Raw genomic sequence first — 14,750 nt, 5'->3', positions numbered from 1 at the left:
TTGTTGATATAAGAAATTACTTAAAAAGTATGAGGTTAAGTAAAAAAAGGCGTTTCTCGAGAAGTAGAATGGTAAAGGAGTCCTTTAGCTCTTCCCCGATCTTTTCTTCATGTAAAATTCTAGGGCTTTTTTAAGAAAATCAGTTCTACTTTGATAACTCATTTTTTTACTGTATTCATCAATTGTTGCAATAATTTCCTCTCTTAGTCTTACGCTAACAACCTTCTTCATGTTCTCATAATAGTAATACCGAGATTATATATAAGAGTAAAAGCTAAGAAGAAAAAATAAACAAGTTTTAAAATACGGAGTAAACATATAAAAATTCATTAACTTGCTGAAGTAAGTATTACGGTTTGTTTTTCTTTCTTATATTCTTCGAGCCTTTCAAGCATTGTCTTCATTGTTGTTGTAAGAATGTCTTTATGATATTTTCTCACATGTTCTTCTGTGTCTTCCTTTGGAATTGTAACTTTACATATTTCACATACATATAGGTCTTTTTCATTTTTCTTAATTATTGGTTTAATATCGCTTGCAATTTGCTTAATTATAGGAATAATTTTTCTAGCTCTAGCTTCACTACCACTCTTTTCAATAATCCTTTGAGCATAACCCCTAAGTTGATGCTTTGATATTTGATACTTATATGCAACTGATGCCGGTCCTTCTCCTTTGACTAGATATTCTTCTAGTGCATCTAATATATAGTCGCTACCACCTAGTATCTTTAATGCTATATAATTTACCAAAGATTTTGTATCCATTTGTTTCATATTTAATCACTAGAAGGCTATATTATCACCAGAGTTTAAAAGGACTTCATTAAATGCTATATGTAGAGAATTTCGTTCTTATAGGTCGTAATTTTTATCCCTTCCCCTTTTTCTACATAACCTAATTCATAAACTGTTTCTTTTTTACTCAAAAATTCAATTATATCATCTTTAAGATCCTTTGAAACAAATATAATCATACCTATACCCATATTGAAAATTTTATACATTTCAAAATGAGGTACTCCAGCATTCTCAATTGCTTTAAACACCTCCGGAGGATCTGGCATTTTTAGATTAATCCTATAGTTCGTTATTCTCTTTAATTTAGAAAAGGCTCCACCAGTAATATGAGCCAAAGCTTTTATTTTATCTAAAATTGGTATTATAGAAGAAGAATATATTCTAGTAGGTCTCATTAATTCCTCTCCCCAGTCATTAAGAGACAATTTACCTTCATCTATGAGTTTTCTAATGAGAGAGTAACCGTTAGAATGAACACCATTACTTTTTAAACCTAAAATCACATCGCCAGGTGCAACATCTTCGCCGGTCTTCAACCTATCTGAAATACCTATTACTGAGCAAGATAAATCATATCCAGTTATTACTCCGGGCATTATTGCAGTCTCACCGCCAATAATTTCTATGTTTGCTTCATCAGCACCTTGCTTCAAACCTTTCATTACTTTCTCAACAACATCATCCATTGGCTTTTCTAAAGCCAGATAATCAACACCGGCTAAAGGCCTCGCACCAATACATACTAAATCGTTAACATTCATAGCAATACAATCAATTCCAGTAGGTTCAATTATTCCAGTCTTTAAGGCTAAAATTGTCTTTGTACCTACACCATCAACATGCATTGCTAAATACTTATCATCAAGTTTTATTGCATTAGCGTAATGTCCAATCTTTAATACTCCAGAATTTTGAAAAGTGTTTAAAGCTAGAGTATGATACTCCTTTAATTTGTTTAAATCAACTCCAGCCTTTTTATATTCACTCACCATAAACCACCATTTGGAGACCAATCTGCTGATACTCCAAAAAGGCCTTTTTTCTCTCTTGACTTATACGTGTATCTTACGATCTCAGCTTTTTCAACTTGATCTTCAATCGTTCTTCCAATATCATGCCTGAATATTAATTTTGTATCAGAAGAAATATAATTTATGCATTTATCTAATTTATCTGAAGCTTCCTTAAAATCATTAATAACTACTAATTCTAATGCTCTTGAACCTTTAGTTACTAATTGCATTCCTTCAAAAGAGACTGAACCAAAGTATATTTTACAACCTAGCTCTCTTATCTTCTGCACATCTATGTTTATTATATGATTCGATGCCATAGTCTTATTTAAGGGATATCCTAAAGGTGCTATAGCTCTAACTACTGATGGCGTTGGATTAACCTTTATTTTGGCTTTACTTAATCTTCTAGTCGCTAATAGTTCTAGAACTTCACCAAAATCACTCTCTATTCTCGGTATTATAGCAGAAGCTTCTGGATCTCCAAACCTAGAATAATATTCAATTATCGTAGGTCCCCAAATACCAGTAAGCATCATTTGCCCAGAGAGAATCCCTACATAATCCTTTCCAGTTTCTTTTTTAATAGCTTCAGCAGTAAGCTTTACAATCTCAAATGATTTCTCATATTCTTCTTTATTAATAAACGGCAAACCTTCTTTGGGACCGGATATAGAACCCATTCCACCAGTCTCTGGACCAATTCCGTCTTCATATGCATGCTTATAATCTTGTGCTAGAGGCATAGGTATTTGCGTATAACCATCAGTTAGAACATGTAATGTATATTCTGGTCCGTCTACCTTCTCCTCAATTATAATCTTTACCTTATCATTAACATAACTAGCAATTCCATTGATTCCCTTTGTTAGTGCATTTCTTTTCTCGTTGGAAAGGTAGGCTTGCAAATCAGCAATCACTTTAACTCCTTTCCCTCCAACTTGCTCTGATGGTTTTACAGCGATAGAGCCACCATATTCTAGTATAAAATTAATAGCATCTCTTAGATCTTCAAAGGCCTTAAACCTTAACCTACCGGGAATGTTATATTTCCACATTAGTTCTCTCATCCAGACTTTAGATTTCTCTATCATCGCACATTCTTTATCAGGACCAACTACTGGAATGCCTTCTTCTCTGAAGACGTTTGCAACACCATGGAATAATGGATCTTCAGGGCCTATAACACCAAAATCTGGATTTACCTCTTTTACTATCTCTTTAACAAATTCAGCAGAGTTAATATTACCTTTAAAATATTTTCCATTAGTTTTATCTACAGCTTCTTTTATTCCAGGATTTATGTATGAAGAAATTGCATAAATCTTATAACCTTTAGGAGAGTTAGCTAATGCTTCTGCTAGAGCGTTTTCTCTTGCTCCATCTCCGATTAACAAAACTTTCATCTTATATCACCTTAGGATAGTTTCTAGTCATACAACCAACACATATGCTCTTACCTAGAACTTTATAAAGACCTTCAAGACTTAACCAGTAAATGGAATCAGCACCAATAACCTTAGCTATTTCTTCTTCTGAGAGATTAGCAGCAATTAAATCTTTTTCCTCTGGAACTTCCATACCATAAGGACATTTTGATATTAACTTAGGACTGCCAATTAAAACGTGAACCTCCTTAGCACCTAAACTTCTTAAAGCAAAAACTGTATTTTTCAAAGTTCTGCCAGTGACCATAGAATCGTCGATTAAGATTACTCTTTTGCCTTTGACTACGTATTTAATAGGATTTAATTTTAGTTGAACTCCTATGATCTTTAAGAAATCATCTGAAGCCAGCATTGTTCTAATTGGACTTCCAGTTCTGGTAAAACCTAAATCATAAGGTATACCAGACTTCTTAGAATAGCCTATTGCAAAAGGTATAGCAGTATCTGGAACGCCAATCACAACATCAGCATCAATTTTCTTTTCTTCAGCTAGCTGTTCTCCAATCTTCACTCTTACTTCATAAATATTTTTACTAAATACAAAACTGTCTATTCTTGATTGATAAACTAAATCAATCGCGCAGTAATTATGTCTATTCTCATTTATTTGGCTGTAAGAAATTTCATAAGTGTCAATAAATACCGCTTCACCAGGTTTAATTTCTCTTCTGAATTCTCCACCTATAACCGTAATTCCCGAAGTCTCTGATGATAGAATAGCTAAATCAAAACCAAAACCTCCTATTTCTAGAGGTTTTATTCCATATGAATCTCTATAACCCATCATTTTTCCATCTTTTGTTAAGAATATTAATGAGAAAACACCATTAATTTCTTTTAAAGTATTCTCTGGATCTTTATATAATCCTTTTGCGATTTCATTTAAATCTCCCTTAATAATTCCATCTACTACTAAAGTGCCAAAATCTGTTATTATTGGATATCCTATTTTAGTTCCAGTATAACCTATCCCTGCCCATCCTTCTATATTCTGCGGTAACTCAATATCTTCTGGTGCACCTTCGTTAGTTATTAATTGGAAGTTTTCTTTAAGTATCGACATTCCTGAGTAACTATATCCCCTATTCTGTAATCCTATTAGACCATAATATAAAAATTTACTTATATTCCAAATTTTATCAAATGCATATACACCTATTATTCCAGCCATTTAACTCACCTTTTTAAATATAGATTCTAATACTTGCAAGTTATATGAAAATTTAAGGGGATAAACTCCAGAAAAACATGCATGACATAAATCAGGTCTTCCTATGGCTTTAATCATTTCTTCAACTGTTAAGAACTCAACTGAATCAGCACCAATATACTTAGCTATTTCTTTTTCATCTTTCTCACTAGCTATTAGTTCTTTAGATAATGGAAAATCTATACCCATATAACAAGGATATTTTACTTTTGGAGAGCCTATTCTTACATGAACTTCCTTAGCACCATTATCCCTTATCATTCTTACAATTTTTCTCATAGTATTTCCTCTAACGATTGAGTCATCAATGACAATAACTTTCTTATTTTCTACTACACTTTTGACTATACCAAATTTCTCTTCTAGTACAGCATTTCTTTTATCTTGTGTAGGCATAATAAAAGACCTCTTTGCTACAAGTGTTCTAATCAAACCGTATTCCATAGGAATCTTTGATTTCCTAGAGAATCCTATTGCAATCGGAATTGAGGATTCTGGAACTGGTATAACTACATCTGCATCAACTCCGTGATTTTCAGCTAAAATTTCTCCTAGCTTTATCCTAGAGTTATAAACAGACACACCATCAATTATAGAATCGGGCCTGGCAAAATATATGTACTCAAATGAGCAAAAACTTACACGATCCCTAGAAATAACTTCGCTTTCAATTTCACCATCTTTAATGTATATCATTTCTCCGGGTTTTACATCTCTTAAAGGCTTACCTCCTAATTGTCTGATTACGGAATCTTCTGAAGCAATTATATAACCGTTATTAATTTTACCTAAGACTAGAGGACGAAATCCTTTAGGATCTCTAAAGCCGATAAGTTCTCCGTCATTAGTTAAAACTACGAGTGAGTATGCACCGTCAGCTAAGTCAACTAACCTTCTAATTCCTTCTTTAATATTAGGCGCCTCCGAGAGAACCTTAAGAATAAATTCGGTATCAGTAGAAGTTCCGAACTTAAAATAATTAGTTATTGTACCATTAAATGCAATAGCAATTTTACCGTTACTTAAAGGTTGAGCCTCGTCAAGTGAACCTTTACCGGTAGTTGAATATCTAACATGACCTATTGATAGTTTTGCATTAGGAAGAAGCCTAGGATCTAATGCCTCTTCAACTAAACCCAGGCCTTTCATGGTAACTAAACTCCCATCTTTTCTGTAAGTAATTCCTGCTGATTCTTGTCCCCTATGTTGTAATAACTTTAGGGATTCGTAAGAAATCATTGGAGAATTATCAGCATAAACTCCAACAATACCGCAGTGTTCTTTAACCTTCATGACATCACCTCATATAAGTAGTTATAATAATTATCAATCTCTTTATTTACATTAATCTCTTTATTATCAATTTTTATTATACCTTGGTCCTTAGTTATCTTTCCAATTACTGATATATGAATTCCTTTGGACTTACGTATTATGTACTCTGGATCGTTAGTTAATACAATAAACCTACCACCATTTTCAGAATAAAGTTTAGGAATCCAATCATCAGCATCCGAAGGAATTGAAGACGTTTTAATCTCTACACCCATACCCTTAACTATTATTGAAAATAACGAGGCAATTAGACCTCCTTTATTAATGTCCTTAGCAAAGAATATTTTCTCGTCGTTTATTAAATCTACAACTAACTGACTCGCTAAATAGTCTTCATTTAACCTCGCTTTTGGAACCTCGCCATAATTTCCAAATATTTTACCAAATAAAGACCCCCTCATCTCGTCCCTTGTAAAACCTATTAAAGTAATATAACTATCTTCAACGACCTTATTACGTAAGAATTTATCCTTAATTAAGCCTGCCATGACTATCAAAGGAGTGGGTTTAATTGCCTTACCTTCTTTATTTTCATTATAAAATGATACTTTTCCGCCAACTATTGGAGTAGAAAAGAACTTTGATGCTTCAGCTATACCTCTAATAGCTTCTACAAACGAATAGTAAACTTCTGGTTTTTTAGGATCACCAAATTGAAGATGATCAACTACTCCTATACCAATTGCACCGACAGATGCTAAGTTACGATATGCTTCAGCAACAATAGATTTACCACATTCATAAGAATCTTCAGCACATAAGTCTGGATTAGCATCACCCTTTAATGCTAAAAGCTTACCATTCGGAAGTGATATTAAAGCAGAATCGGCTTCTCCAGGCTTTAAAACAGTAGAAGTACCTACTTCATAGTCAAATTGTGAGTAAGCCCATTCTTTACTTATTATTCTAGAGAGTATTGCTCTAATACTTTCTTCTAACCCAACTTCAGGTTTTTTATCACTTTTAATTAGTTTAGGCTTTTTAATTTCCCATATAAATCTTGGTGGAGATAAAAGTAAATCTGATGGTAAGGAAACAATCTCTTTACCTCCATAAAGAAACTTAATGTATGATTCTTTTACGAATTCACCTATTACAGCACAAGGATAATCGTAATATTCAAATGCTTTACAAACTTCATTAACATTTTCTTCTTTAACAGCAAAAAGCATTCTCTCTTGGGTTTCTGATACCAAAATCTCTTCTGGTTTAAGGTCTTTAACCCTTAAGGGAACCTTATCTAAATTAACTATTGCCCCTAACCCATTAGCCATTTCAGTAACTCCAACTACTAATCCACCACCGCCTAGGTCCTTAATAGCCTCTACTTTATCAGCAATTTCAAGAGTAACGTCCAAAACTATTTTCCCAGCAAATGGGTCGGCAATTTGTACAGCACCTATTTCATCCTCTCCGCTTAATTTTCTTGAAGCAAAAGAAGCTCCCCCTAAACCATCTAAACCAGTTAAGCCAACTATGACTATCTTTAACCCAGGCTCCTTAACAACACTTGGTACAATCTTATCTTTTCTTACTATACCTACACCAGCAACATCCACTAAAGGATTATCATTATATGAATCATCAAAATCTAATTCTCCACCAACTACTGGTACACCAATACTATTCCCATAAAATCCAATTCCAGCAATTATATTCTTTAGCAACCATTTATTTCTTGGATTAGATAAATTACCAACCCTAATCATATCTAATAAGGCAATTGGCTTCGCTCCTTTACTTATTATATCCCTAATTATACCTCCAACTCCAGTAGCTGCACCATTAAATGGATCAATAGCTGAAGGGTGATTATGGCTTTCAAGTTTTAATACAATTGCCCACCCATCTCCAACATCTAATGCTCCAGCATCTTGCCAATCTTCAATACCCATTACTACCTTTTCTCCCTCACTAGGAAAACTTCTTAAGAAAACTTTAGACGACTTATAAGAGCAATGTTCACTCCATAATGCATCTATAGTTAGCCATTCAGCCTCATTAGGTTCTCTTGCAAGCTTCTTTCTTATTAGTTCCATTTCGTACGAAGAAAGTGTTATTTTCATTTTCTTAACCCCTTAAATAATAATAACCCATCAGTTTCACCCGTTATAGAGGTTAATTTGAAAGATGCCCTCTCTGGATGTGGCATCATGCCTATGACATTTCCTTCTTCATTAGCAATTGAAGCTATATTGAGAATTGAACCATTAGGATTTACCATATTGTTCACATTTCCATTTTCGTCAGAATATAGCATAACAGCATATTTCTTTGCTTTCTCTACATTATCTAAATAAAATCTCCCTTCTGCATGTGCTATAGGCATTTTTAGAATAGTCTTATTTAATCCACGAGTTACAGCTGTATCAAATCTAACAACTCTCAAGTAAACCCACTTACTGATAAAACGCAAATTTAAGTTAGGCAAAAGAGCACCTTCTAGGAGACCACTTTCAACCAATATTTGAAATCCGTTACATATTCCGATTACAATTTTACCTTCATCCGCCATTTCTTTAACTTTCTTAATTGTTTCCGTACTAGCGGCAATACTACCAGCTCTAAGATAATCACCAAAACTAAAACCTCCTGGCAAAATAACTGCACTATACTTATCGGGATCAAAATCCTTATATTTTACAATTTCAGCTTCTACTCCAGCCTCTAACAGAGCCTTGTAAACGTCGATCTCACATGTTGTACCAGGGAATTTAATTACTGCTGTCTTCAATCTTGTTCGCCCTAATTTCAATTTTATGGACTATTGGGTTGTAGAGTCTCATTTCGTCGGCTAACTTTTTAACTAATTCCGTAGCCTCTTGCTGGCTACTAGAATTAACTCTAAATACCAAGTATTTTCCCGCTCTAGTTTCTGTAATTTTATCACTAAATCTACTAACAACATAACGCTGAATTGTTTCTCCTTCTGGATCTCTTATTCCTTCTTTGTTAGTTATTATCAGTTCTACGCGGTAAAGCATTTTACTCACTTATCCTTTTGAAGAACTCTTCGTAAGCCTTCTTGACGGTTTCTAAATCAGCTCCTTTCCTATACAAATCTTTATCTAGTATTCTACCAGAACCTTCCTCTCTAATCCTCATAGAGTCTAATGTGAGTTCATCACCTATGATTAACTTGCCATCCAATCTACCAAATTCAAGTTTAAAATCATAGAGGAGAAGCTTTTTACTTTTAAAAAATGGATACAAAATCTCATTAACCTTAAGCATAATCTCTTCTATTTTTTCTGCTTCTTTTCTTGCCATTAATTTCAGGTATTCCATGTGATAGTAATTTAGCATTGGATCATGTCTTTCGTCATCTTTAAGGAAAAACTCTATAATTGGAGGCTCAAAAACTTCACCCTCTTTTATGGGTAATCTCTTTACTATACTGCCAGTAGCAATATTCCTTAAAACAACTTCAACCGGTATCATTTTTAGTTTTTTAGCTATCATTGTTCTTTCGTCAAACATTCCAATATAGTGTGTCTCTATTCCTTTTGATTCTAATAGTCTAAATAAAAAGGCTGAAGTTTGTGCATTTAATATTCCTTTTCCTTCGAGTATATCTTTCCTTGCACCATCACCCGCAGTTATAGAATCTTTGAATTTCAAAAGAACACGGGAATCGTCATATGCATAAACTTCTTTCGTTTTCCCTTCACTAAGCTTTAGAAATTCCATATGACAACTTTACATGAGCAGTATAAAAAACTTGTGTTAATAACCTTAGTATTTTTACTTGGTTAAGTAAACGAATACTCATTATCTAGTTCATTTTACTTAACCCCTATGAGTGAGATTACAATAGATGACTTTGCAAAACTAGATTTAAGAGTAGGAATTGTAAAGTCAGCTGAGAGGATAGAAGGAACTAGATTACTAAAATTAATCATTGATTTAGGCAGTGAATCTAGGCAGATTATTTCTGGTATAGCTGAATTTTACACGCCAGAAGAATTAGTGGGAAAAAGAGTCATACTCATAGCTAATTTAAAGCCTAAAAAAATAAGAGGATTTGAAAGTCAGGGAATGATATTAGCTGCTGGTTGTAAAGAAGATGAGGAGAAAGGAATAAAACCTAGAATACTTACAGTAGATGGGGAAGTTCCCGCAGGAACAAAAGTATGTTAAACCCCTTTGAAAATATAAAAATACCACCAAAGACAGAGGACTTAATAAAGATAGTTCTAGATAGAATACCTAAAATAGGAGGTAAGAATGTAAAGGAGAGAGAAATAAAAAGAATACTTTTTTATAAAGAACAGCTTCAAAAATACAAAGATTTTGTATTGCAATTTCCTAGAATAGATCAGTTACATCCATTTTATAGAGAAAATATAGAGATTATCGCAGATATAGATAAGGTAAAGATGTGCTTAGGAGCAATAAATAGGGGAGTTCAGTTATCGTTTAACATAATAGAACGCTATAGAAGGTTAATTAAATCTTCAGATGAAAAAGAAGCAAATAGACTAATGAGACAATGTTTTGGAAGAGTAAGTTCTATATTACGTAGTAGAAAGGATTGTATCGATTGGCTCATAGACATAACAAGCCAATTAAAAAAATTAAAAGCAATAGATCCTAATCTTCCAACTATCATAATTGCTGGTCCTCCAAATGTAGGTAAAAGCACTTTAGTAAGTAAAATCTCATCCGCAAAACCTGAAGTTGCATCATATCCCTTCACGACTAAAGAAATCCATGTAGGACACATAGATACTGGTATTTTTAAAATTCAGGTAATAGATACTCCAGGTATACTTGATAGACCTATGAGTGAAAGAAACAGCATAGAGCTTAAGGCTATAAATGCAATAAAGAACCTTAATGGAATCATACTGTTCCTCTTTGACGTATCAAATTCTTCAATTTATTCTGCGAAAGAACAATTGGATTTATACAAAGAAGTGAAAAGCATTAAAAGTGTGGTTATCCCAGTACTGAATAAGATAGATGATAAAAACGAGGAATTATATAAGCAAATAAAGGAAAATATTCTTGAAAAAGTTTTTGAGATAAGTGCTGAGAAGAGTATAGGATTAGATACACTTTTAAATTACGTTATTAACCTACTACAAAATGGTCAGATACTGGATAAGCGAGATATTTACCTCAATTCAGGGTGAAGGAGAAGTTATAGGAACACCTTCTAATTTTATTAGACTAGCTGGATGCCATTTAAGATGCATATGGTGTGATACAAAATATGCTTGGCACAAATATGATGGAGAGGAAATGAGTATAGAACAGATTCTTGATAAAATTGATAAAAGAATTAAATTTACTACGATAACAGGCGGGGAACCATTACTTCAAGATATTTTACCATTAGTTGAAGCATTAAAATCACTTAATCATAAAGTTTTAATAGAAACAAGTGGTACTATAAAACCATCTAAAAAACTAAGAGAACTTGTTGATATATTTTCTGTTTCTCCTAAGTTGTCTAATTCTGGGTATAAATTTAAATATAATTTTAAAGATGATAATTGGGCAACATATTTTAAATTTGTTATAGTGAATCCACTAGAGGATATTCAAGAAATAATAAGATTTATAAGAGAGAATAATATTGAACCAAGCAAAGTTATTCTTCAACTCGACGGAAGAAAAGAGAATTATACGGAAGGCTTAAGAGAGCTTATTGATATTATATTGAAACTCGGAATTCCCTTCAGAGTTCTTCCTCAATTCCATAGAATTGTTGGAATTCAATGAGTTCTCAACAACTTCTTTTAATTTGCGTAATTTCTCCTTTCCTTTCTGTAATACTTTGTTAGCAATTACTACTAGCTCATTAGCTTCTTTTTCATCATAATTATCCTTGAGCAGATGCACCATTTTTACTCCAGTTCTTAACTCTACCAATACACCTTTCTCATTTACGGTCAAAACACCACTATGTTTAAAACCTACAGATCTGGCTAATTTTAATATATCCCAAGCTTCTTCATTTGTTCTAGTATAAACATGAAATATTGGTCCTTGAACTACTAACCATAAATTCCAAACTTTCCCTTTATTTATAGTTTCTAACAAATCAGTAACCGTAATTCCTAAATGATTTTTGAAGACTACACTGGAATTTTTCCTCTCCCACGGCATCTCAGCATCTATTATCGTAATTCTTCCGCTACAACTACTTTGGGTAAAAGTATCCCTTCTTTTAAAAAAGACTTCCAGTGTATCAAATATATCTGGATCAAGGTATCCTATCTCTTTATCCCTAATTACTCTTTCCCAGGCTCTCTGCTTATACGTAAACCAATTATTCATCTTTTCTTTTTAACTTATCGTAACTTTAAAATATTGTGGATGATATAGTTAACAGATTTCTAAAAGAGGAAGAAGCCGTAATTAGAGTTAACGAAGGGGAAATAAATCTATCTAATTTAGAGAAAGAAATCCCTATAGGAGTTAGAATAATTCTCGTTGGAAAGAAAAGAAAAAGAATTATGGATTTAGGAATTCTAAGTTTTATATATAAATATTGTAAGAACGGAAAGGATTTTAGCAGAGATTATTTAGATTTATCATTATCTCTTGAGGATATTTTTAAAAAGTATAAAGTATATACAGAACTAGAATTTTTAGCCTTATGTGAAAGTGAAGAAAAAAATAATTTGCATAAGGATCTTATTTACGTTTTAAATAAGCTTAAATCTTATCTAATAAGTAAAAACAAGAGATAATAATGCATTACGACGTGGTCATAATCGGCGGAGGAGTAGGAGGTTTAGCCGCAGCAATAAGAAGTGCCGAATTAGGTAAAAAAGTAGCAATCATAGAGAAAAATGAGATAGGTGGTGAATGTATAAACAGAGCATGCATACCATCAAAAACATTAATAGATACTGCAAAGATAGTAAATAAGATATTAAAATCGCCGTGGATAGCTACTTCAGCAAAGATAAATTATAATCTGATGAATAAATTCAAAGATAATATTATCGAGGGAATAAAAGATAATTTATACCAAGTTATCAATAAGCATAAAATAGATTTACTTTCTGGAAAAGGAGAGGTAAAAAATGAGGGAGAAGTAATAGTAAATGGAAAAGTTTATACTTATGAGAATTTAGTTATTGCAACAGGTTCAGAACCTCTATCGCTTGCGGATTTTCCGCTTAATGGAAAGAATGTAGTGGACCCTTGGACTGCAATGAATATGACCAACTTGCCAGAAAATATAATAATAGTTGGTGGAGGAGTTGCTGGTGTTGAGCTAGCAACTCTATTTAGAGCACTAAACAAAAACGTAACAATAATAGAGTTAATGCCTAGATTGCTTCCAGTACCTGGAATTGATATAGAAATAGCTAATGAAGTTAAAAAAAGACTAGAAGAAAAGGGAGTAAGAATTTACGTAAATACTAAATCTAGGATTATAAAGAGCGATGATAAAGTAATATTTCAAGCACAAACACCTTCTTCAAATGAAGAAATTTCTGGAGATTTAGCAGTAATTACAATCGGAAGAAAACCAGTTACTGATGGATTAGACTTAAAGGCAATAAAAGTTGAGACTGATCAAAGAGGTTATATTAAAGTTGACAATAGAGCTAGAACAAGTAACTCGAAAGTTTATGCTGTAGGAGATGTAGCCGGTGCGCCTTTATCAGCTACTAAAGCATGGAGGCAAGGTATAGTCGCTGGCGATAATATTGGTAATAGAAATTCTCAAATGCCCAAATATATTCCAACCTCTATATTTGCTGACCTAGAAATAGGTGTAGTTGGAAGTACACTAGAAGAGTTGAAGAAAAATGGAATAAACGGAAGGGAAGTAAAAGTTAATATGAAAGAAATACCAAGAGCATGGACATTAAATGAAACCGAAGGATTTCTAAAAATAGTCATTGGAGAAGATAATAGGATTTTAGGGGCTAATATGATAGGAGAAAACGCTACTGAAGTAATTAACACAATTACATTAGCCATGGAATTATCATTAAAAATTGACGATTTATATAAGGTTCAGTTCTCTCATCCTACAGTTTCTGAAATTATAACAGAGGTAGTACAAAGAGCTATAGTTGGAGAAATTTATTAAGAGTGAAAAATAAACTTAAAACCCAGAGTGAATGAAAAGGAATTACGCCAGATAAAGAAACTTTTTAAATTTCTCTTTCTTACCTCTAGAGGAGGAAATACACGTTTAAAAATAGTTAGATTACTTGAGGAAAAACCTCTTAATGCAAATCAAATAGCTAATTCTTTAGGGCTAGATTATAAAACTGTTATTCATCACTTAGAAGTATTAATTGAAAATCAAATTGTATATAAAGATGGAGAGGGTTATGGAGCACCATATAAACTAACTACATTTTTTAAAATGTATAAATCTGCATTGGACAGTTTACTCCTGGAGGAGTCTAAAAATTCTTAAATGTTATAAAATAAGAGCTTTTATGTGAAAAAGAAAGGATTGCCAGAGATTATTACGGATATTAGACTTACCATTCATAGGATAGACGCATTTATTGCTAGAATTGATAATAGAATAAAAACTTTAGAAGAATTATCTCTTTATAATATTGGCAGATTTAACTATTTATCTAAGGAATATTACAAAGAAATAGAAATAAATAAAAACATAATTTTTAATTTGTTAAAAGTTAGAGTCTTGCTAGAAATACTAGAAATTAGATTAGAAACTTTAATGATTTTGAACTCTTTAAAAGACTATATATATCCTGTAGTTAAAGCTTTAGAGAGTCTAAGAGGAAGCCTAGGAAACTCTATAGAGTTCGGACCCCTTATAGATGATATAATTCTTAACTTATCATATACTGTACACCCTGAAGCCCAAATTGTATTAAAAGAAAGTGAAGAAGTAAAAAAGGTTCTTGAAGAAGCTGAAAAAATAGCTAATGAAGAGCTAAAAGAAAAATATAAAGCACCAGCATAATAATATATAGCGAATATAGTT

18 protein-coding genes are annotated in these 14,750 nt (G+C 32.6%); 7 read left to right on the top strand and 11 right to left on the bottom strand.

What is annotated here, in order from left to right:
* Positions 1–84 precede the first annotated feature (84 nt).
* From D1869_RS08405 to purC, 10 genes are all read right to left on the bottom strand, one after another.
* On the bottom strand, positions 85–231 hold the full coding sequence (locus D1869_RS08405; RefSeq protein WP_156014701.1) for a ribbon-helix-helix domain-containing protein: 147 nt from the start codon (positions 229–231) through the stop codon (positions 85–87).
* 98 nt (positions 232–329) lie between these two features.
* Complete coding sequence (locus tag D1869_RS08400; RefSeq protein ID WP_010979550.1) at positions 330–776, bottom strand: hypothetical protein; 447 nt, start codon at positions 774–776, stop codon at positions 330–332.
* A 56-nt stretch (positions 777–832) separates the two neighbouring features.
* Positions 833–1,792, bottom strand: coding sequence for a phosphoribosylformylglycinamidine cyclo-ligase (gene purM, locus D1869_RS08395; protein ID WP_010979549.1), 960 nt, complete (start codon positions 1,790–1,792; stop codon positions 833–835).
* Entirely contained in the window at positions 1,786–3,219 is a 1,434-nt protein-coding gene (gene purD / locus D1869_RS08390) for a phosphoribosylamine--glycine ligase (RefSeq protein ID WP_156014700.1), read from the bottom strand. The genes purM and purD overlap by 7 nt, the downstream gene beginning before the upstream one ends.
* Before the next feature lies 1 nt (position 3,220).
* Positions 3,221–4,432 carry an amidophosphoribosyltransferase gene (locus D1869_RS08385; RefSeq protein ID WP_156014699.1) on the bottom strand — a complete coding sequence of 404 codons (1,212 nt, stop codon included), beginning with the start codon at positions 4,430–4,432 and terminating at the stop codon, positions 3,221–3,223.
* Entirely contained in the window at positions 4,433–5,764 is a 1,332-nt protein-coding gene (gene purF / locus D1869_RS08380) for an amidophosphoribosyltransferase (protein WP_156014698.1), read from the bottom strand.
* A complete protein-coding gene (purL, locus tag D1869_RS08375) occupies positions 5,761–7,872 on the bottom strand; it encodes a phosphoribosylformylglycinamidine synthase subunit PurL (RefSeq protein ID WP_156014697.1) in 2,112 nt (703 codons plus the stop codon). Before purL ends, purF begins: the two co-directional genes overlap by 4 nt.
* Positions 7,869–8,540: a phosphoribosylformylglycinamidine synthase I gene (gene purQ, locus D1869_RS08370; protein ID WP_156014696.1), complete on the bottom strand. Its 672-nt coding sequence runs from the start codon at positions 8,538–8,540 to the stop codon at positions 7,869–7,871. Before purQ ends, purL begins: the two co-directional genes overlap by 4 nt.
* Positions 8,521–8,790: a phosphoribosylformylglycinamidine synthase subunit PurS gene (purS, locus tag D1869_RS08365; protein WP_184650920.1), complete on the bottom strand. Its 270-nt coding sequence runs from the start codon at positions 8,788–8,790 to the stop codon at positions 8,521–8,523. The genes purQ and purS overlap by 20 nt, the downstream gene beginning before the upstream one ends.
* 1 nt (position 8,791) lies before the next feature.
* A complete protein-coding gene (gene purC, locus D1869_RS08360; RefSeq protein ID WP_156014694.1) occupies positions 8,792–9,496 on the bottom strand; it encodes a phosphoribosylaminoimidazolesuccinocarboxamide synthase in 705 nt (234 codons plus the stop codon).
* Between the two features lie 108 nt (positions 9,497–9,604).
* Here purC and metG point away from each other — a divergent pair, with 108 nt between their 5' ends.
* From metG to D1869_RS08345, 3 genes are read left to right on the top strand one after another with little or no spacing between them, the layout of a single operon-like run.
* Positions 9,605–9,946: a methionine--tRNA ligase subunit beta gene (metG, locus tag D1869_RS08355; protein WP_156014693.1), complete on the top strand. Its 342-nt coding sequence runs from the start codon at positions 9,605–9,607 to the stop codon at positions 9,944–9,946.
* Positions 9,940–10,944: an NOG1 family protein gene (locus D1869_RS08350; protein WP_156014692.1), complete on the top strand. Its 1,005-nt coding sequence runs from the start codon at positions 9,940–9,942 to the stop codon at positions 10,942–10,944. Before metG ends, D1869_RS08350 begins: the two co-directional genes overlap by 7 nt.
* On the top strand, positions 10,898–11,536 hold the full coding sequence (locus tag D1869_RS08345) for a 7-carboxy-7-deazaguanine synthase QueE (RefSeq protein WP_156014691.1): 639 nt from the start codon (positions 10,898–10,900) through the stop codon (positions 11,534–11,536). The genes D1869_RS08350 and D1869_RS08345 overlap by 47 nt, the downstream gene beginning before the upstream one ends.
* Here the strand turns inward: D1869_RS08345 and D1869_RS08340 are convergent.
* Positions 11,450–12,094: a tRNA(Phe) 7-((3-amino-3-carboxypropyl)-4-demethylwyosine(37)-N(4))-methyltransferase gene (locus D1869_RS08340; RefSeq protein WP_156014690.1), complete on the bottom strand. Its 645-nt coding sequence runs from the start codon at positions 12,092–12,094 to the stop codon at positions 11,450–11,452. The two genes, D1869_RS08345 and D1869_RS08340, sit on opposite strands and share 87 nt — an antisense overlap.
* A 35-nt stretch (positions 12,095–12,129) precedes the next feature.
* Here D1869_RS08340 and D1869_RS08335 point away from each other — a divergent pair, with 35 nt between their 5' ends.
* Genes D1869_RS08335 through cdvB3 form a run of 4 tightly spaced genes read left to right on the top strand, consistent with a single transcriptional unit; the run spans position 12,130 to position 14,729 of the window.
* Positions 12,130–12,510 carry a hypothetical protein gene (locus D1869_RS08335; protein WP_010979537.1) on the top strand — a complete coding sequence of 127 codons (381 nt, stop codon included), beginning with the start codon at positions 12,130–12,132 and terminating at the stop codon, positions 12,508–12,510.
* A gap of 2 nt (positions 12,511–12,512) precedes the next feature.
* On the top strand, positions 12,513–13,871 hold the full coding sequence (locus D1869_RS08330; RefSeq protein ID WP_156014689.1) for a dihydrolipoyl dehydrogenase family protein: 1,359 nt from the start codon (positions 12,513–12,515) through the stop codon (positions 13,869–13,871).
* A 27-nt stretch (positions 13,872–13,898) separates the two neighbouring features.
* Entirely contained in the window at positions 13,899–14,207 is a 309-nt protein-coding gene (locus D1869_RS08325; protein ID WP_010979535.1) for a winged helix-turn-helix domain-containing protein, read from the top strand.
* Between the two features lie 24 nt (positions 14,208–14,231).
* Entirely contained in the window at positions 14,232–14,729 is a 498-nt protein-coding gene (gene cdvB3, locus D1869_RS08320; protein ID WP_156014688.1) for a cell division protein CdvB3, read from the top strand.
* The last annotated feature ends 21 nt before the right edge of the window (positions 14,730–14,750 follow it).

The organism is Sulfurisphaera ohwakuensis (assembly GCF_009729055.1).
Taxonomy (GTDB): domain Archaea; phylum Thermoproteota; class Thermoprotei_A; order Sulfolobales; family Sulfolobaceae; genus Sulfurisphaera; species Sulfurisphaera ohwakuensis.
The sequence above is the reverse complement of the archived record's forward strand: the minus strand, read 5'-3'. Positions and strand labels throughout refer to the sequence as shown.